The sequence below is a fragment of the Marinospirillum sp. genome (assembly GCF_044810985.1).
Classification (GTDB): Bacteria; Pseudomonadota; Gammaproteobacteria; order Pseudomonadales; family Halomonadaceae; genus Marinospirillum.
This window is the reverse complement of sequence record NZ_CP085242.1, coordinates 3,036,080-3,054,794: the sequence shown is the minus strand read 5'-3', so window position 1 is coordinate 3,054,794 and position 18,715 is coordinate 3,036,080. Positions and strand designations below refer to the sequence as shown.

Annotated in this window: 21 protein-coding genes; 11 read left to right on the top strand and 10 right to left on the bottom strand. The window is 54.4% G+C overall.

Annotated features, from left to right (window positions below; genetic code table 11):
- Window positions 1–29: 29 nt before the first annotated feature.
- Window positions 30–1,613 carry a nif-specific transcriptional activator NifA gene (gene nifA / locus LG323_RS14415; protein WP_404417642.1) on the bottom strand — a complete coding sequence of 528 codons (1,584 nt, stop codon included), beginning with the start codon at window positions 1,611–1,613 and terminating at the stop codon, window positions 30–32.
- Entirely contained in the window at window positions 1,606–3,141 is a 1,536-nt protein-coding gene (nifL, locus tag LG323_RS14410; protein ID WP_404417639.1) for a nitrogen fixation negative regulator NifL, read from the bottom strand. Before nifL ends, nifA begins: the two co-directional genes overlap by 8 nt.
- Before the next feature lie 270 nt (window positions 3,142–3,411).
- Here nifL and rsxA point away from each other — a divergent pair, with 270 nt between their 5' ends.
- The 7 genes from rsxA (at window position 3,412) to LG323_RS14375 (ending at window position 8,878) form a co-directional block, all read left to right on the top strand.
- Window positions 3,412–3,987, top strand: a complete 576-nt coding sequence (gene rsxA, locus LG323_RS14405; RefSeq protein ID WP_404417637.1) for an electron transport complex subunit RsxA — start codon at window positions 3,412–3,414, stop codon at window positions 3,985–3,987.
- Between the two features lie 24 nt (window positions 3,988–4,011).
- Entirely contained in the window at window positions 4,012–4,536 is a 525-nt protein-coding gene (locus LG323_RS14400) for an RnfABCDGE type electron transport complex subunit B (protein WP_310696483.1), read from the top strand.
- A gap of 29 nt (window positions 4,537–4,565) precedes the next feature.
- Window positions 4,566–6,026, top strand: coding sequence for an electron transport complex subunit RsxC (gene rsxC / locus LG323_RS14395; RefSeq protein WP_404417634.1), 1,461 nt, complete (start codon window positions 4,566–4,568; stop codon window positions 6,024–6,026).
- Window positions 6,023–7,099: an RnfABCDGE type electron transport complex subunit D gene (locus LG323_RS14390; RefSeq protein ID WP_404417631.1), complete on the top strand. Its 1,077-nt coding sequence runs from the start codon at window positions 6,023–6,025 to the stop codon at window positions 7,097–7,099. The genes rsxC and LG323_RS14390 overlap by 4 nt, the downstream gene beginning before the upstream one ends.
- Window positions 7,096–7,713 carry an electron transport complex subunit RsxG gene (gene rsxG / locus LG323_RS14385; protein WP_404417628.1) on the top strand — a complete coding sequence of 206 codons (618 nt, stop codon included), beginning with the start codon at window positions 7,096–7,098 and terminating at the stop codon, window positions 7,711–7,713. The genes LG323_RS14390 and rsxG overlap by 4 nt, the downstream gene beginning before the upstream one ends.
- A complete protein-coding gene (locus tag LG323_RS14380) occupies window positions 7,706–8,395 on the top strand; it encodes an electron transport complex subunit E (protein ID WP_404417625.1) in 690 nt (229 codons plus the stop codon). Before rsxG ends, LG323_RS14380 begins: the two co-directional genes overlap by 8 nt.
- 204 nt (window positions 8,396–8,599) lie before the next feature.
- Entirely contained in the window at window positions 8,600–8,878 is a 279-nt protein-coding gene (locus LG323_RS14375; RefSeq protein ID WP_404417623.1) for an RnfH family protein, read from the top strand.
- Between the two features lie 38 nt (window positions 8,879–8,916).
- Here the strand turns inward: LG323_RS14375 and LG323_RS14370 are convergent, their stop codons facing one another.
- The 8 genes from LG323_RS14370 to nifH all read right to left on the bottom strand — a co-directional run bounded on the left by LG323_RS14370 (window position 8,917) and on the right by nifH (window position 15,644).
- A complete protein-coding gene (locus LG323_RS14370) occupies window positions 8,917–9,888 on the bottom strand; it encodes a hypothetical protein (protein WP_404417620.1) in 972 nt (323 codons plus the stop codon).
- Window positions 9,889–9,890: 2 nt separating this feature from the next.
- Complete coding sequence (locus LG323_RS14365) at window positions 9,891–10,166, bottom strand: hypothetical protein (protein WP_310696476.1); 276 nt, start codon at window positions 10,164–10,166, stop codon at window positions 9,891–9,893.
- Entirely contained in the window at window positions 10,163–10,870 is a 708-nt protein-coding gene (locus LG323_RS14360) for a dinitrogenase iron-molybdenum cofactor biosynthesis protein (RefSeq protein WP_404417617.1), read from the bottom strand. The genes LG323_RS14365 and LG323_RS14360 overlap by 4 nt, the downstream gene beginning before the upstream one ends.
- 73 nt (window positions 10,871–10,943) lie before the next feature.
- Complete coding sequence (locus tag LG323_RS14355; RefSeq protein ID WP_404417614.1) at window positions 10,944–11,135, bottom strand: 4Fe-4S binding protein; 192 nt, start codon at window positions 11,133–11,135, stop codon at window positions 10,944–10,946.
- A gap of 41 nt (window positions 11,136–11,176) precedes the next feature.
- Window positions 11,177–11,389: a putative nitrogen fixation protein NifT gene (gene nifT, locus LG323_RS14350; protein ID WP_310696473.1), complete on the bottom strand. Its 213-nt coding sequence runs from the start codon at window positions 11,387–11,389 to the stop codon at window positions 11,177–11,179.
- A gap of 195 nt (window positions 11,390–11,584) precedes the next feature.
- Window positions 11,585–13,159: a nitrogenase molybdenum-iron protein subunit beta gene (gene nifK / locus LG323_RS14345; protein WP_404417611.1), complete on the bottom strand. Its 1,575-nt coding sequence runs from the start codon at window positions 13,157–13,159 to the stop codon at window positions 11,585–11,587.
- A 58-nt stretch (window positions 13,160–13,217) separates the two neighbouring features.
- Entirely contained in the window at window positions 13,218–14,696 is a 1,479-nt protein-coding gene (gene nifD, locus LG323_RS14340; RefSeq protein WP_404417609.1) for a nitrogenase molybdenum-iron protein alpha chain, read from the bottom strand.
- 69 nt (window positions 14,697–14,765) lie between these two features.
- A complete protein-coding gene (gene nifH, locus LG323_RS14335) occupies window positions 14,766–15,644 on the bottom strand; it encodes a nitrogenase iron protein (RefSeq protein ID WP_404417606.1) in 879 nt (292 codons plus the stop codon).
- Window positions 15,645–15,911: 267 nt separating this feature from the next.
- Here nifH and LG323_RS14330 point away from each other — a divergent pair, with 267 nt between their 5' ends.
- The 4 genes from LG323_RS14330 (at window position 15,912) to modA (ending at window position 18,613) form a co-directional block, all read left to right on the top strand.
- Entirely contained in the window at window positions 15,912–16,766 is an 855-nt protein-coding gene (locus LG323_RS14330; protein ID WP_404417603.1) for an SIR2 family protein, read from the top strand.
- On the top strand, window positions 16,759–17,184 hold the full coding sequence (locus LG323_RS14325; protein ID WP_404417600.1) for a bacteriohemerythrin: 426 nt from the start codon (window positions 16,759–16,761) through the stop codon (window positions 17,182–17,184). Before LG323_RS14330 ends, LG323_RS14325 begins: the two co-directional genes overlap by 8 nt.
- A gap of 209 nt (window positions 17,185–17,393) precedes the next feature.
- A complete protein-coding gene (locus tag LG323_RS14320; protein WP_310696467.1) occupies window positions 17,394–17,753 on the top strand; it encodes a 2Fe-2S iron-sulfur cluster-binding protein in 360 nt (119 codons plus the stop codon).
- A 113-nt stretch (window positions 17,754–17,866) separates the two neighbouring features.
- Window positions 17,867–18,613, top strand: coding sequence for a molybdate ABC transporter substrate-binding protein (modA, locus tag LG323_RS14315; RefSeq protein WP_404417597.1), 747 nt, complete (start codon window positions 17,867–17,869; stop codon window positions 18,611–18,613).
- Window positions 18,614–18,715 lie beyond the last annotated feature (102 nt).

The window sequence follows — 18,715 nt, the reverse complement described above, 5'->3', positions numbered from 1 at the left end:
CACGCATTTTATTTGCAAAAACAGGGCTCTTAAATCTGCTTTACCTTGATATTCAGGGTTTGAATGCGATAGGCAATCTGTCTTGGGGTCATGCCCAGCAGGCGGGCGGCTTTGGCTTGTACCCAGCCGGCCTGTTCCAAAGCGGCAATGACTCTTTCCCGTTCATCCAGGCTTTCGTCCATCAGGTCGATGGAGCCGCCATGCGAGCCGGTGACCTGTTCTTCAATACCGGTCAGCAACACCTGGTCACGGTCGATCACTCCGTCATAGGACATGACCGCCGCTCTTTCCAGGCAGTTTTCCAGTTCGCGCACATTGCCCGGCCAGCTGTGATGCATCAGCACCCGCAAGGCGTTATCCGTGATGCTCAGTTCCCGATCCTGGGCACGGGCAATCTTCTGCAGCAGAAAGTTGGCAATATCCGGCACATCTTCCAGGCGATCGCGCAGGGTCGGCATCACGATGGGCATGACATTGAGGCGATAATACAAGTCCTCACGAAAATGCCCTGCTTCCACATCCGTTTCCAGATCCCTGTGAGTAGCTGCCACCACGCGCACATTGAGTTTGATGGTACGGCTGCCCCCGACTCTTTCCAGTTCGCCTTCCTGCAGCACCCGCAACAGCTTGGCCTGAAAAGCCGGGGAGACCTCGCCCACTTCATCCAGAAACAGGGTGCCTTTATCGGCCTGCTCAAAACGCCCCTGGCGCTGACTGATGGCTCCGGTGAAAGCGCCTTTTTCATGCCCGAAAAGTTCCGATTCCAGCAGATTTTCCGGCAGGGCGGCACAGTTGAGTTTGACGAAAGGCCCGCGTGCTCTCGGCGAATTGTAGTGAATAGCACTGGCGATCAGTTCCTTCCCGGTGCCTGTTTCGCCCCGAATCAAAACGGTGGTGTTCCATTTGGCCACCTGACGCACCTGCTCAAAAACCTGACGCATGGCAAAGGAGCGTCCGATGATATTGTCAAATCCAAACTGTCCACGCACCGTTCGCTTGAGCTGATCGCGTTCATCCTTCAGGGCGCGTTTTTCACTTTCCACTTCCCAGGACAGGCGCACGGTTTGTCCGATCAGGTTGGCGACCATTTCCAGAAAACGGGCTCTTTCACCCAACAGCTCTTTCTGGGAACTGCTGGGCTGGGCGGCAAACACCCCCAGCACTTCACTGCCACTGCGAATGGGCACACCAATAAAGGGACGCTCAGGATCATAAATACCCAGCCGACCCAGGAAGCGGGCATCTTCGGTAATGCGGTTGAGCACCAGGCTTTCGCCCTGACGCAAGACTTCTCCGACGATGCCTTCACCTGATTGATAGCTGACATCACCGGCGGTCAGTTCCGGCATACCTCTGAGTGCATAAACCACCAGTTCATCGCGCTCTGGCGGCACCAGACCAACCAGGCCTCTTTCCAGGCCCACTCGCTGATCCAGTACTTCCAGGACACTGCTCAAGGTGGCCTGCAAATTCAGTGAGCGGGACAGAACCTGGCTCACCTGAAACAGGGTTTCCAGTTCACCCACCAGAATGGCTTGCAACATTTCCGGGGCCAGGCGATCACTGGCTTCCGGGGTCTCGTGTTTTGTGGGGGGAGGTTCAGAATTATACATAAGGGAGTTGCACCTTAATTCGACAACCAGAAGTGAATTCAGGATCGACTTCCAGCAAACCCTGGTGGCTGTTGACGATTTCCTGGGCCAAAGTCAGGCCCATACCCAGATGTTTGTCACTTTGCTGACGGGTGGTGAAAAAGGGCTCAAAGACCCTGAGTTGGTCACTGGGGGGAATCCCAGGACCGCTGTCCTGTAGGGTTACTTCCACAAATTCCTTATAGCTGCGGGTTGTGATCTGCAGTTCACGTTGATCACTGCGGCTGGCTTGCATGGCATCCAGAGCATTGTCCAGAAGCTGTTTGAAGAGGGTTGCCAGGCTGGTGGGTTTGGCCTGGATTCTGGGCAGGTCGCTTTCGGGTTGCCAGTCAACGGTGACCCCGGCAGCCAGCAGGCGGGGTGTCAGCAAACTCAGGCTGCTTTGTAAAAGCTGATTGAGGTTTACCACCTGGTTTTCTTCCCGGATATCACCGGGCAGACAGCGGGTCAATTGATTCACTGTCTCCTGACCGGCTGCCTGAACTTCACCCAGCAAACTGAGCAGCTCTTCGGAACCGGGCTGTTCACGGCGACTGACCAGACGCGCAGCGGCGTTAATCAGGTTCAGGGGGCGCTCCAGTTGATAAATAGCACCGGAAAGGGTTTCCCTGACGCTCTGCAGTCTTTCCTGTTCAGACAGCAGAGCCTGCAAACTGGTCAGCTGCAGTTGTTTCTGCTGCTGCTTGAGGTGACTGATGTCCTGCAGAGTCAACAGGAGGTAACGGGTAAAGCTTTTCTGATAAAAGGCATCGGCACTGGTGTCTTTTTCCTCAATGACTTCACCCGAGCAGCTGAACCAGAGTTCAGGGTCATGATGACCGGAGAGCCTGACTTCAAGGGGAGCAAAGCTCCGATTCAATAAAACATCATCCTGAAACAGATCCGGCCACTGCGCCTTGAGGGCCACACACAGCTCAGGCAAAGGTGGATAACCCAGGTTTTTTTCCAGTTCTTTATAACTGCGGTTGCTCATGACCGGTTGCAGATCAGCCTGAACCATGACCATGGCGGCCTGGGTGGAATCCAGGGCCCGTTCAATCAGGGCCTGCTGGTTCACCACCTGATGCTCCAGCTGATGCATTTCCGTCACATCCCTTTGCATGCCCAGATAATGCGTGGTTTCACCCTGGGCATTCAATACGGGGGTAATCGTCAGATCCGCCAGATAACGGCTACCGTCCTTGCGCCGGTTCACCAGCAAACCACTCCAGGGCTGCTTTCTCTGCAACTGACCCCAGAGGCTTTCATAAACAATTTTGGGGGTCACTTTGTAGGAGAGAATCGACTGGTTTTTACCCAGCAACTCTTGCTGGGAATAACCCGTGACCCGTGAAAAGCTAGGGTTGGAATAGACAATGCGCGCTCGGGTATCCGTGATGGAAATGGCAACAGCGGCCTGCTCCACAGCCAGGCGAAAGACCTCGGGTGGCAGTTGTTCAAAAGCTGCTTTGAAACTCAAAGCGGTGGAAAGGTCTTTGGATTCACACATACTCAATCACTCCCCCTGATGCGGATGCGAACGGCCTGTCGCAGAGATATCCGGTTCACTGCAATATGTATACCAGCCGTAGACCCCACGGCTTGCCTACCTATCCTCGGCCTGTGGCTTGTCAGCTTCGCGACAAAACTGCCCCTGTTTGTCGCTCCCGTACAGAAAAAAGACCACTTTGCACCGCAAAAAGGCGCTTGAGAGCCATGGCACACTCCTTGCTCCAGTCCAGGCAAAAGCCATTTTCAGGGCGTTTACTCGGAGAAGCTCATGTCAGACTACTTATTACTGTTGGTGTCCACAGCTCTGGTCAACAACGTCATCCTGATCAAGTTTCTGGGGCTCTGCCCCTTGATGGGTGTCTCCACCAAAATGGATGGTGCTCTGGGCATGGGGATGGCCACCACCTTTGTATTGACGCTGGCGTCGGCAGCCAGTTGGATGCTGGAAAACTGGCTTCTGTTACCACTGGGGCTGGAATTTCTGCGCATTCTCTCTTTTATTCTGGTGATTGCCACCGTGGTGCAGTTCACGGAAATGCTGATTCGCAAGATGAGCCCGCCGCTTTACCAGATTCTGGGTATCTACCTGCCCCTGATCACCACCAACTGTGCCGTACTGGGTGTGGCTCTGCTCAATATCCAGGGAGGCCACAGTTTTATTGAAAGCCTGATGTTCGGCTTGGGTTCCGCTCTGGGTTTCACTCTGGTGCTGGTTATTTTTGCCGGGTTGCGTGAGCGTCTGGCCGTACTTCAGGTTCCTGCACTTTATCAGGGTGCGCCCATCGCCTTTATTGTTGCCGGGCTTTTATCCGTGGCCTTTATGGGCTTCGCCGGTCTGGCATAACTTACAAGGTTAAGGAGAAGCACAATGCTGATCACTATTTTACCCCTGGCCGGACTGGGCACTCTTTTGGGTTTTCTGCTCGGCGTGGCCTCCAGGGTACTGCATGTTGAACGCAGCAATGTGGCCGTGGAAATAGAAGAGCTTCTACCCGGTACCCAATGCGGCCAATGCGGTAACCCCAGCTGTGGTGCGGCGGCTGAAGCGGTTGCCGAGGGTCAGTTGCCTCCCACTTTCTGTCCACCGGGTGGTCGTGCTGTGGCAGAAGCCATTGCCGCCAAACTGGGTGTTTCCGTGGATCTTTCCGGCCTTTGTGATGAAGGCCCCAAACTGGCCACCATCAATGAAGAGCTATGCATCGGCTGCACCCGTTGTTACAAGGCCTGCCCCACGGACGCCATTCTGGGAGCCGCCAAGCAGATGCACGTGGTTTTTGCCGAAGCCTGTACGGCCTGCGGTCAATGCGAAGACGTCTGCCCGACAGAATGCATCCGTCTGGAAGCCGTTAAACCCAGCCTGCAGACCTGGGCCTGGAGCCAACCGGACCTGTAATTTGCCATCCGATACCTGGAGTTGCTGCCATGTTCAAGAAAAAACTGCGTGGAGGGGTGCATCCCTCAACCCACAAGGAACTGAGTAACACCGCAAAAATACGTCGTTTCCCACTCAGTGATCGCCTTTATGTCTCCATGCAGCAGCATCTGGGTGCTCCTGCAACACCTGTCGTCAAGGTCGGCCAAACAGTCGGCAAGGGACAGCTACTGGGTGCCAGTCAGGGAGCCATCTCTGCCCCCGTGCATGCGCCCACTTCCGGAAAAATCACCGCGATTGCCGAACACACTGCACCTCATCCCTCAGGTCTGCCGGTTCTGGCCGTCACTCTGGAACCGGATGGCCGTGACCAATGGGAAGAAAACCCGCCAGTGGTTGATCCTTTCAAACTGGCTCCCGAGGAAATCTGTACCCGAGTGGGGGCTGCCGGAATTGTGGGTCTGGGAGGAGCCACCTTCCCTGCTGCCGTCAAACTGGGCAACAGCCTGAAAACCGGGGTGGAAACCCTGATTCTCAATGGGGGGGAGTGTGAGCCTTATCTGACTTGTGATGATCGCCTGATGCGTGAACATTCTGCGGCAATCATTCAGGGAGCCCTGCTGATGCAGCAGGCCGTACAGGCCAAAAATGTAATCATCGGTATTGAAGACAACAAGCCCGAAGCCCTGGAAAAAATGCTTCATGCTGCCGCTGGTTCCGGCATTCAGGTGGCTTCTGTACCCAGCCGTTATCCCATGGGTTCGGAAAAGCAACTGGTACAACAGCTGACGGGCAAAGAAATCCCCGCACGCAGCCGGGCTGCTGACAGTGGCCTGGTGGTGCACAACGTGGCCACTGCACGGGCGGTATATCAGGCCCTGTTTGAAAATCGTCCTTTGATTTCGCGCATCGTGACTTTGAGTGGCCAGGCCCTGACTCACCAGGGTAACTGGGAGGTGCCCCTGGGCACCCTGGCCAGCCAGTTGATCAACTATGCCAGTGGTTTTGATGCCACCCCGGCACGCCTGATTATGGGTGGCCCCATGATGGGCATCCAGCTACCGGATCTGCATGTCCCCGTGATCAAGGGCACCAGCGGCATCCTGGCCTTGACCAGCGATGAGATCAATACCCGTGAACCCGAACCCTGTGTGCGCTGTGCCAGCTGTGTACGCGCCTGTCCCATGGGGCTTTTACCCCTGGAAATGGCCGCCAGTATTCGCGCCGGTGACCTGGAGGCAGCCAGCAAACTGGGACTGGGTGACTGTGTTGGCTGTGGTGCCTGCAGTTACATCTGCCCGGCTTCCCTGCCACTGGTTCACCTCTTCAACTATGCCAAGGGTGAACTGGCCCAGAGTCATCGCGATGCTGAAAAACGTGAACGCACAAAAATTCTTGCCCGGCGCCGGGAAGAGCGCCTGGAACGCCAGGCCCGTGAGAAGGAAGCCCTGATGGCGGCCCGACGTGCCGCTGCCGCCAAGAAAGCCGCCGCCGAGGAGAGTTCATCATGAGCCTGCCAGTGCATGGGCCTCATGCCCATTCCAGCAATCAACTGGCAGCCATGATGCTGCAGGTGATGCTGGCACTCACCCCTGCCACTCTCTATGCCTTCTGGCTTTACGGCTGGCCGGCTTTCAATGTCTGGGTTTTAAGCCTGTTCAGTGCTCTCTTCTGGGAAGCTCTTTTTCTGAAGTTTTTTGCCAAGCCGGTCACCTCGCATCTCAAAGATGGTTCGGCTCTGGTCACCGCCTGGATACTGGCACTTTGTCTGCCACCCTGGGCACCCTGGTGGCTGGTGCTTGTCGGCACTTTTCTGGCTGTGGCCATGATCAAGCAGATCTTCGGTGGTCTGGGCCAGAATGTTTTCAACCCGGCCATGGCCGCCAGGGTCATGCTACTGATCGCCTTCCCGGTGGAAATGACCACCTGGATCAACCCTGAAGCGGTCACTCACCAAGCCCCGGATTTCATGAACGGACTAGCAATCACTTTTGGTTCAGTCAGCGTCAGCGATGCTTTTACCGGAGCGACCCTACTGGATGAAATCAAAAACCAAACAGCCCAGGGCAAACTCCTGAGCGATACCCTGATCCATCAGGACTATCAAATCTCAGCTACCCTGAGCGGACACCAGATCGGTAGCCTGGGGGAAACCAGTGCCCTGCTGTTACTGCTGGGTGGAGTCTACCTACTGTGGAAGGGCATCATCACCTGGCAGGCTCCGGTGGGCCTGCTGCTGGGCATGGCACTGCCCGCTTTTCTGCTTCACCTTTTTCAACCCGAAGCCTATCCGGGAGCGGGGTTTCATCTTCTCACCGGAGGTTCTTTTCTGGCCGCATTTTTCATCGTCACCGACCCGGTCACGGCACCCACCACCGCCACAGGTCGGCTGGCCTTTGGTCTGGGCTGTGGCCTCTTGGCCTGGCTGATCCGCAGCTTCGGCAACTACCCCGAAGGCCTGGCTTTTGCAGTGATGCTGATGAATGCTGCAGTTCCTGTGATCGATCGTTATTTTAAACCACGGATTTACGGACGCACCAGCAAGGGTGACCCGCTACCCAAAAACCGGGGGGATGCCTCATGACTTTGAACGCCATCAAAAACCGCCTGGACTATCAGGGTGCCCTTCTGGGCCTGGTTGTTCTCGCCACCTGTGCGGCCCTGGCTTTTGCCTACCAACTGACTCGTGAGCCTATCCGCGCTGCTCTGGAAAACGACCTGCTGCAAAACTTTTCCCAGGTGATTGATGACTCCCTGTATGACAATGACCTGCTGACCAGCAAGGCGGAAATCGAACGCAACGGCAAGCCTCTGACCTGGTATCAGGCCCGCAAGGAAGGCGAAGTGACGGCAGTGATCTTCCCGATTACCGCCGTGGGCTATGCAGGCAATATTGAAATGCTGCTGGCCATCAAAGCCAATGGCGAGATTTCCGGTGTCAGGGTATTGGTTCACAGGGAAACACCGGGGCTGGGTGACAAAATAGAAGTAAGCCGTGATCCCTGGATCACCGGTTTTTCCGGCAAATCCCTGGACAACCCCCAGCCGGAAAACTGGGGCGTGAAAAAAGATGGCGGTGAATTTGACCAGTTCACCGGAGCCACCATCACTCCCCGAGCCATCGTTCGCGAAATCCACCGCAGCTTGGAATTTTTTGCCGCCAACCGGGACACCTTTCTGGAGGTTCAAGATGACTGATTATCAACGCCTGGCCAAAGAGGGCCTCTGGAGCAACAACATGGTATTTGCCCAGTTGCTGGCCCTCTGTCCGGTAATGGCCGTTACCAGCACCGCCACCAATGGTCTGGGTATGGGCCTGGCCACTCTGTTTGTGTTAGTGGGTGCCAACTTGATTATTTCCAGCATCCGGCACTTCATCAGCCAGGCAGTGCGCATTCCGGTGTACATCGTCATTATTGCCACTCTGGTGACCCTGACCGACATGCTGATCAATGCCTTTGCCTATGAACTCTACAAGGTGTTGGGTCTGTTTATTGCCCTGATCGTGGTCAACTGCGCCATCCTCGGACGCGCCGAAGCCTTTGCTTCCAGAAACACCGTCTGGGACTCCTTTGTGGATTCAGTGCTCATGGGCATCGGCCTGACCTGGGCACTGGTGGTCATCGGCGGTTTCCGGGAAATCCTCGGCAGCGGCACCCTCTTTGCCAACGCCGACCTGCTGCTGGGCGATGCCTTCGGCTTTCTGGAAGTCACCCTGATCCCGGATTACCGAGGCTTTCTGATCCTCATCCTGCCACCGGGTGGTTTCATCGCCGTCGGCTTCCTGCTGGTCGCCAAACGCTGGATCGACCGGCGCCTGAGCAAAGACAACAAGCTTCCACAGGAATCCGCCGGGTGCACAGTGGAAGGGCATGGTTAAGACTCAGGCCCTTTCGTGCAGGCATTGCTTTGTCAGGGTGCTTAAAAAGCACTCTTGTTAATAGAAACAGGGGGCAGGTTTGCCTGGTTCAGGCTGTCTGCAACAGGAGGTTGCGGTCAGAGCTTACATGGATGTATTCACGCGTCCTGAACAGGCAATAACTGCACCCTTATATATGAGAGATTGAAAAGGAGAACTTCCAAAATGCAAATCAGTATCGCCTACTCCAACAACCAGGGTGAGCAAGCCTGGATCGAACTGGAAGTCGCTGACAAAAGCACGGTCGAAGAAGCCATTCAGGCTTCAGGCTTTCTCAGTCGCTTTCCGCAGATTGATCTGGAAACCCAGAAGATCGGCATCTTCGGCAAGCTGGTCAAAACCAGCCAGGTGCTGGAAGAATTTGACCGGGTGGAGATTTACCGCCCCATCACTGCCGATCCGAAAACCGTACCCAGGCGTGCAGCAGAAAAAGAAAAGGAGTGAAAACTCACTCCTTTTCCAGGCACTCTATGAAAATTTGTTTAGAGGGTATAAGGCTGATGCAGCCAACCACGAACCAGGGCAGCCTGAAGGTCGGAAATATAGCGGTAGCCTTCCTGCCAGTCTTCCAGTAAACGAGCCGCCAGATCCCGTGGCACCAGGTTGCCGGCAACCATCCCGAAATACCAGGCTCCGTTATATCCCGCCGTTTTGTCATAGGCCCGCAGCTGGGCAGCCAGCTCCAAAGCATCTGTATGCAGGTTCCAGGGCAGGGTTTTCAGTTGTTTGGCCTTGATGGCATGGGGTTGCATACGCAGCTGGGTAACACCATAACGGGTCAGGGATTCATGACGCTGGAAAAACCAGTGCGAGTGAAAGGCTTGAGTGCGGCCTGGGGCTTGCTGCCATTCTTCAAGAAAACGTTCAATCAAAGGAGCATTAGTGGCATTCTGAACCGCTTGGCGCAGGTTGATGAGACGTCCCAGTCGATAGAAGGGTGCTCCCATGGCCTGGGCATCCAGAGCGGCGGGTTGCAGAGGCTCCAGCAGGTCGGCGATATCTTCAGGTTCCGGCCCCTGCTCATTCAGCAGGCGTCTGTCCAGGACTTCCTGCAGCTCTTCGATTTCCAGTTGCCAGCAGGAAAGGGGCTGCTTGCCATAGCTGGCCGTAAAAAAGTGGGTGGCTCCATTGAAGCGGGTCACCTGGGGCTGAATGACTTCCAGATCCACCAGGAGCTGAGCAAAATCTTCAACCTTTTCCTGAACCTGATTGAGCCAGGCTTCCAGGTCATGGCTGAGCAACTGACCACTGAAACTCAGCACACCACCGGGTCGATACCAACCCGAGCGAGTCAGCTGGTGCTTGAACTCCACTTCCGGCCAGGCTTGCTGCAGATAGGACATCAAGGGGGCATGGTGAGGTCGGGGCTTGACCAGGCTGATACCTTCGGCCAGCTTCTCCAAATCCGGTGAGTCAGCAGTTACTAACTGGGCATTGCGGGTCATCAGGGCCATAATCAGTCCTCGTCGTCATCATCGTGAAGGGCCAGCACGACTCCACAAGCCGTATCCAGATCATTGCTCAGGGTGGCGCATTCCTGGGTCGCATCCACCAGGTAAAGATCAAACCCCTGGCCCTGATAAACGGGTTTGGCCATGCCGGGAATATCATCGTCCATACAGATGGTCAGTTTGCCTTCACTAAAACCTTCATTCAGGCGTTCATCCCGCTGGTTTTCCGGTGTGGCTTCTATTTCTCGGGCCAGTTGATTCAAGCCTTCTGCAGTTATCATTCTTCGGTCTCCCCGGAAAAACGTCGACTGACGGAGCTTTCGGTTCCTAGCACTCGGGCCAGCCAGGGCGGTGGATTGCCCAGATTGCCCTGCAGTTTTTCCAGAGCTTCACGGGCAAGGCCGGGGGTGGGGAATTTGATGGGGTGAATACCGGCACGCACCACCTTGGCAGCGGCTGGGCCGCCAATGGATTGCACATAGAGAAGCTGGCTGCCATTCAGCAGTTGGGCACGTTTTTCATTGCGCTCACTGCCGGTATTTAAGTGCGCTGCTTCGCGAACCTCCTGAAGATAGATGCCGTCCTGGCTGACCTGATAAATCAGAAAGCGCAGGCAGGAACCAAAATGACCATCCAGCATTTCCCCGTTATTGGAGGCCACAGCAACCTGCAGGCTGGGTTTATTCTGCATGGCTGTCGGAGGTTGTTCAGGTTGAGGGGCGGGCTCCAGGCTGTCCTGTTCGCCCCAGAGATAGCGCAGTGCGGCCTGCATGCTGGCGTGGTTGTAGTTTTCCGGCAGGAGGCCATCCTGTCCGCTCAGCAGGTTGTTGAGGTCTTCAACGGTCAGGCTTTGCAGTTTTTTTTCGTTGATGGGCAGACCCAGGTGGGAACCCAGGGCAAGAATAAAGTTTTCAGGGTCGTCTTCGGAGAGGGCTCGGGCTGCATTGGAAAGCCGCTGGGCTGCAACCTTGCTGATACTAGACATGATCTTCACCTTGCAAATGGCTGCTGGAAGAAAAAGTGGGCCTCTTTAGCGAAGGCCCACCAGAGAGTTGCTGTCAGGCAGCCTGGGAGATGCAGTCAACGGGGCAGACAGGCACGCAGCGTGGCTCGCCTTCATCAACGCATTCATCACAGGTTTTGGGGTTGATGGCATAAACGCCGTTTTTGGGAGTGATGGAGACCGTGGGGCATTCCACTTCACAGTCACCGCAAGCAGTACAGACATCGGGATCGATTTTCATAGCCATGGTTAGGTTCTCCAAGATAAACAGATTACAGGCCACCAACACTAGTCCATTCGCCGAGCACGCAAGGACTTGGGAAGCTTCGGCTGCTCCATGGGGTCGATGTAGTAGCTTTGGCCGCTGGCCAGTTTCAGCTCTCCGCCCCATTTGTCGGCCTCGGTGAATTCCAGCGACTGGACTTTTTCTTCCAGATCCTTTTTCGGCATATAGAAGGTCAAGCCTCCGTCCAGTGCCTGGCTGATGATGATATTGGCCATAAGGTGCTCCTGTTGGCTCAAGTAATAGACTTTTCACTTGCAGTAACCACCTGTCTTTTCCGTCAGTTTGTCCAGTCCCGGACAAAATTCCGGCGCTGCGCCATCCCTGGCTACGCTCTCCGACAGGCTGCTTACTGCCTGATCTCTCGCGAGCTGAATAATTCAAGGAGACTCCGAAGAGTCTCCCGAATGACTTTAGCGAACCAGGTCGTAGTTAAAGTCAGTTTGTGCCATCAGGCGGGTATCATCATCCAGGCGTTCCAGCACTGCGTTCACCAGGGTGGTCAGCATTTGCATACCACCTTCATAACCCAGGGTGGTGGCGCGGTGCATGTGGTGACGGTCAAAGATGGGGAAGCCGATGCGGATCAGGGGCACTTCATATTCCTTGCCCTTGTGCAGGGTGTCCCGCTGGATGAATTTGCCGTAGGAGTTACCGATCATGAAGTCCGGCTTTTCGGTGAACATCAACGAGCGGAAGTGCCAGAGGTCATGGCGTGAATAAAGTTTGGTTTCGTTATTCACTGGGCCAGAGGCTTCCAGCATTTTCTTCATTTTCTTTTCCCAACGCTTGCTGCTACCACTCTGGCAGAGAACGTGGGTCGGCTCGGCACCCAGCTCCAGCAGGAATTTGGTCAGGCCGTAGGTGAAGTCAGGATCACCGTAGAGCGCAAATTTCTTGCCGTGCAGCCAGGTGTGGGAGTCGGTCATCATGTCGACCAGACGACCACGCTCTTTGGCCAAAGAGTCAGCAATGGGCTTGCCGGAAATGCGCGAGACTTCCATCAGGAAGGCATCAGTGAATTCCAGACCCATGGGAATGTTGATGTCAGGAACTTCATGCTTCCAGGTGCCAGTCACCAATTTCTTGGTTTTCACCAGTTGCTGGGGCTGCAGCAGGATGGTGTCCAGAGCGTTAGGCGCATCCTTGATTTCATCCAGTGGAGTGCCGCCTTCGTACATGCGGTATTCACCATCAGCAGGCGTATCCAAGACTTCAGAAGGATCAGACAGGAGGCTGTATTCAACACCCATGTCTTCCATCATGCGGCGGATAACCCGGTAGTTGCCCAGGTAGGTTTCAAAACCTGGTACCAGGTTGATTTTGCCGTTGCTGCCGACCTTCTTGTCTTCCATGTAGTTAAGGGTGAAGTAGCGACCAATGCCCTCGAACATGTTGTCCCAACCGGTGATGTGCGAACCGACGAAGGAAGGTGTGTGGGCAAAGGGGGTTGGGAAGTCCTGCTCGACCGCACCTTCATTTTTGGCATTGCCGATAAAGGCATTCAGGTCATCCCCGATGACTTCGGCCATGCAGGTGGTGGAAACCGCTATCATTTCTGGCTTGTAGAGTGCCTTGGCATTTTCCAGACCAGCCACCATGTTTTTCTGACCACCGAATACCGCAGCATCTTCAGTCATGGAGTCGGAGACACAGGCGACCGGCTCCTTGAAGTGGCGGTTGAAGTAGGTGCGGAAGTAGGCCACACAGCCTTGTGAACCGTGCACATAAGGCAGGGTCTTTTCAAAACCCAGAGCACAGAGAACGGCACCCAGTGGCTGGCAGGCCTTGGCTGGGTTGACGGTCAGGGCTTCACGCTGGAAGTTGAGATCCTGATACTCCTGGGAAGTCGTCCACAGGAAGGTTTCATCAACCTTGTCCTTGGCGTGACCTTTTTCATAGTCTGATTTCTTGCGAGTCAGTACATCCTGATATTCGTCTTCACGAAATAAAGGATAGCTTTGTTTGATATCGTCTACGTTTTGCATGACCTTCTCCTAGCCCGGCCGCTAATCTGCGAACGCGGGCTCAAGGTAAATAGTTAAATTAGGCAACAGCCTTGCTGTCTGCTTCATCAGAAGCTTTCCAGGGGGGCGTCATCTGACTCCAGCAGGGGTTATTCAAGGTCATGTCCATATCCTTGGCGAAGATGGCGAAACCATCGTAGCCATGGTAAGGACCGGAATAATCCCAGGAGTGCATCTGACGGAAAGGCACACCCATTTTCTGGAAGATGTACTTTTCCTTGACCCCGGAACCCACTAGGTCAGGCTTAACGCGCTTGACGAATTCTTCAAACTCAAAGCCAGTGACATCGTCGTAAATCAAGGTGGCGTTTTTAACGTCTTCGTTGGTGCGCTCGTAGTCGTCTTTATGACCGAATTCATAGCCAGTACCCACCACTTCCATACCCAGGTCTTCATAGGCACCAATGACGTGACGAGGACGCAGACCGCCGACGTAAAGCATGACTTTTTTGCCTTCCAGGCGGGGTTTGTACTTGTCGATAACGGCTTGCATCATGGGCTGGTACTTGGCGATCACTTTTTCAGCACCCTCTTTGATGCTGTCATCAAAGTAGGAAGCAATCTTGCGCAGGCTTTCGGCAATCTTGGTGGGGCCGAAGAAGTTATATTCCACCCAGGGAATACCGTACTTCTCTTCCATGTGGCGCGAGATGTAGTTCATGGAACGGTAGCAGTGCAGCAGGTTCAGCTTCACTTTCGGGGTTTGTTCCATTTCCGCCAGGGTGCCGTCACCGGACCACTGGGCCACCACGCGCAGGCCCATTTCTTCCAGCAGAATGCGTGAAGACCAGGCATCACCACCGATGTTGTAGTCACCCAGAATGGCAACGTCATACTGACCTGGCTCAACACCATTGCCGCCGCCTTCACGATCAAAAACATGATCACGGATGGCATCGTTGGCAATGTGGTGACCCAGTGACTGGGATACACCGCGGAAACCTTCACAGCGCACAGGAATAACCGGCTTGCCGATTTCCTTGCTGCTGGATTTGGAAACCGCTTCGATGTCATCACCGATCAGACCGATCGGACACTCGGATTGAACACTGACACCGCGGTTGAGAGGGAAGAGCTGATCGATTTCACCAATCAGTTTGGACAGTTTTTTATCACCACCGAAGACGATGTCTTTTTCCTGAAAGTCGGAAGTGAAATTCATGGTACCGAAGCTGTCCACGCCCGTGGTGCCAACATAATAGTTGCGACGACCGGCACGCGAATACTGACCACAACCCACGGGGCCATGCGAGACGTGAATCATGTCCTTGATCGGCCCCCAAACCACACCCTTGGAACCGGCATAGGCACAACCACGTATGGTCATCACGCCCGGCAGGGATTTACGGTTGGAGGTGACGCATTTCTGTGATTCTTCATTGCCCGAAGCATCATTGACGGCCAGGTGCTTGGCACGATCTTCTTTGGCCTTCTCAGGATAAACTTCAAGAACTTCCTGAATCAGCGCCTGGGCTTCATCTTTACTTAACTTACTCATACTCTTTTCCTCCAGCGTTGCCTGCCCATCCGCAGGCACGCCTAAGAATCAATATTGAGAGGCTGCTTATTAGGCAACAACTTCATCCGCTTTTTTACCGATAATGGTTTCGTCATCTTCTTCCAGGATGCCGAATTCCATCAGCAGCTCTTCCAGCTGATCCATTTCCAGCGGAGTGGGAACCACAAAGTTTTTGTTGTCCACCAGCTTCTGTGCCAGAGCACGATACTCATTGGACTGGTTGGCCTTGGGGTCGTATTCGATGCAGGTCATGCGACGAATTTCCGCGTGCTGTACAACATTGTCGCGGGGTACGAAGTGAATCATGGTGGTGCCCAGACGGCTGGCCAGAGCTTCAATCAGTTCATCTTCACGGTCAGTGTTGCGGCTGTTGCAGATCAGACCGGCCAGACGCACACTGCCTGAGCTGGCATACTTCACGATGCCCTTGGCAATGTTGTTGGCAGCAAACATCGCCATCATTTCCCCGGAGACCACGATGTAGATTTCCTGAGCCTTGTTTTCACGAATGGGCATGGCAAAACCACCACAAACCACGTCACCCAGTACGTCATAGAAAACAAAGTCCAGTTCTTCATCGTAAGCGCCTTCTTCTTCCAGGAAGTTGATCGCCGTGATAACACCGCGACCGGCACAACCGACACCGGGTTCAGGGCCACCGGATTCAACGCATTTAATATCGCCATAGCCCACTGCCATGACATCTTCCAGCTCCAGGTCTTCAACTGAACCGGCTTCGGCAGCCAGGTGCATAACCGTAGTCTGGGCTTTGGAGTGCAAAATAAGGCGAGTGGAGTCAGCTTTGGGGTCACAGCCCACGATCATGACCTTCTTGCCCATTTCAGCCAGTGCAGCCACCAGGTTCTGAGTCGTGGTTGACTTGCCGATACCGCCTTTACCGTAAATAGCAGCTTGACGTAGTGCCATTGTCTTTCTCCTCATAGGTACACAAATTTAGGTACTAGTGACGAAGCTATCTCCGCCGCTGCTTAGGTAATCGCAAGGCACGTGCCAGCCTGCCAATAAAATACAAGCTATTGTTTTTTATATAAATTACAAATAACCACTCTTTTTGTAGGGAAGTATAGGAGACGACAAAACTTTTTTACTTGTCGCACTGACGACAACAAAGAGCCATGGCATGGGAATTGCTCAGACTTCTGCAACCTTATGACCCGACTCAGGAGTAGAACCATGACCCAGCTTTTACCGAAAAGCCTGTTAGATGCCCTGGAAGCAGGCCGCTGTGTACCGGTTCTGGGGCACCAGGCCCTGGAAGGCATCACGGACACCCAGGGCAATGCCATGCCTGCGGACAGTGACAGCCTGATTATTGCCATGAATAATGGCCGCCCCATGGCCCCCAAGCTGATGTATGAGTTTCCCAGGGCGGCCATGAACATTGAACTGAAGCGCGGGCGCAAAGCCGTCACCCGCTTTCTGGACACCACCTACAGAGACACGCAATGGAGTGCTTCAAGCTTTCACCAGCAGTTGGCCGGAGCCGGCTTTGATTATCTGATCGACCTCAACCGGGACACCCAGCTCCAGAATTTCTGGAGCCGGACACCGCATCTGCTGGTGGTGGGTGTGGCACGGATTGGCGGCGGCACTGAGCGCTACCGGCTTTTTCAACATGATGGTGAGGCTTATTATCCAGTGACCCTGGAAACGGTTGATTCCAGTCTGCCGATTCTTTTCAAACCCGTGGGCACCCCTGTTCCGGAATCACTTTATATTGCCTCGGATGCGGACTATGTCGACTATCTGACCGAACTGATGGGTGGCTTTGGCATGCCGCCTTTTCTCAAGCAAAAGCGCAAGGGCTGCCAATACCTGTTGCTGGGTTTGAAACTGGATCGGGATACACCCAGAATGTTGATTAATGACATTGTTTACGATGCCGGTCATCCGGCAGGATGGGCCTGTATCCAGGATCCCACACCCAAAGAAGCCCGATTTCTAGAACGCCAGGGTTTTGAAGTACTCAACCTGAGCCATCAAGACTGCCTAAATGCTGTATTAACCGAGGTCAATGCCCATGCCTGATATCACGCCCACTCTGAGACTGCAGCACTATGATTTACCAGCCATGGACAAGGCACATCATTTGTTTACCGCTTTGCTGGGAGCCCTGCCACTGGTTTCCAAAACAGCGCTACCCTGCCTGCTCAACAATCTGGTGATGCATGCACGTGATCACTTTGATCAGGAAGAGCGCTTTATGCTGGCCACCCAGTACTCCGGCTATGATGCCCACCGCAGCCAGCATCAACAGTTGCTTTCACTCTTGACGCATCAGCAACAGCAGCTTGAGCTGGGTATGGAGCTGAACCCTCTGGATCTGCATGTACAGCTTTGCAGTTGGCAGGATGAACACCAGCAAAGCTGGGACGACCCTCTGGCCCACCATCTTCGCCATACCACCTGCTGGAAAACACCCCTGCAGACCAGCCAGGTTGCCTGACCCCTTTTTTGTCGGGTTTGTTGCAAAAACCCCAGCAAACCCGACAAAAAGTGTTCTTAACAACAAACCTGATTCCTTCTACTTTGCGTACCCGCCTTGCAAAACCTGCCATCCAACACATCCGGTTCTCTGGTATAAATCTTGCGCCAGGACTTCCAGCTGTCCTGCTCGGGGACAGCCCACTCCCTAACCGATGAGGAAGAGAACCCATGGCAAAAGTAACTTTCAAAAGCAGCCTGCATCAGGACAAAACCACCTATGCCGTTGCTGGCAGCCACAAACAAACCATCCTGCAAATGGCCAAGGAAAACCACATACCCATAGATTTTGGTTGTCAAAATGGTGAATGCGGCACCTGCCTGGTCGAAGTCACCACTCTGGACAAATCCCGTCCCATGGGTGGCCCCCTGAATCCCCGTGAAACCGCTGTTCTCAAGGAAATGGGCAAGATCAACGATGCCCAGGTCGAAAAAATGCTGGTGGATGATATTCCGCCATCCCCCTGGCGCCTGGCCTGCCAGATGATTTTGCGCGATGAAGATGTTCTCGTGGAATATCCCAGTGAATAGTGGATAAACGGCTTGACCAGACCGCACCCCTGGAGAGGGTGCGGTTTTCTGTTTGGCACCACAATTGCACGAGTGACTGGCAAATGTTTTACTGAGCCAAATGGAGCCCTACCATGTTCAGAGCCATCAGCTGCTTCCTTCTTATTCTGCTACTGCCCGCATTAGCCTGGGGTGAACTGCGTGTGGCAGTCGCTTCCAATTTTCTGGGTACTTTGAATGAATTAGCGCCCCTTTATGAAGCAGATTCCGGCCAGACACTGCGAATCAGCTCAGGTTCCACCGGGCGACACTATGCCCAGATCGTCAATGGAGCTCCTTTTGATGTTTTTCTGGCTGCCGACAAGGCCCGGCCGCAGCGGTTGGTGGATGAAGGTCTGGCCCTGCCGGAATCACGTTTTACCTATGCTCAGGGTGTGCTGGTCTTGTGGAGTACCCTGGATTCACCCCTGGATGAAGGCCGTATTCTGAAGTCTGAAGAGCTGGAGTATCTGGCCCTGGTTAATCCCCGTACCGCACCCTATGGGGCTGCCGCTGTAGAAGTGATGCAGCAACTGGGGATGTATGAAGACCTGCGGCAGAAGGAAAAAATTGCCCAGGCCGAAAACCTCACCCAGGCTTTGCAATATGTCACCAGCGGTACTGCCCAGGCCGGATTCCTGGCTCTGGCTCAGATTATTGAAGAAGATGGCAGTACGCGGGGCACTAGCTGGCAACCTCCAACGGAACTTTATACCCCGCTGGAACAGCAGGCCGTAGTCTTGACCTCCTCCCCTCAACAAAAGGCTGGTCAGCAGTTTCTGGACTGGCTGCAGAGTGAAGAAGCTCAGGCGGTAATCAGGGCGGCGGGATATGGATTCTGAGCAAGTTTCACACAACCACTACCACAAGGAATCTGACTTTCCGTCGGTTTGTCCTATCCCTGGACAAAACTCCGGCGCTGCGCAGTCCCTGCTTCGCTTGTC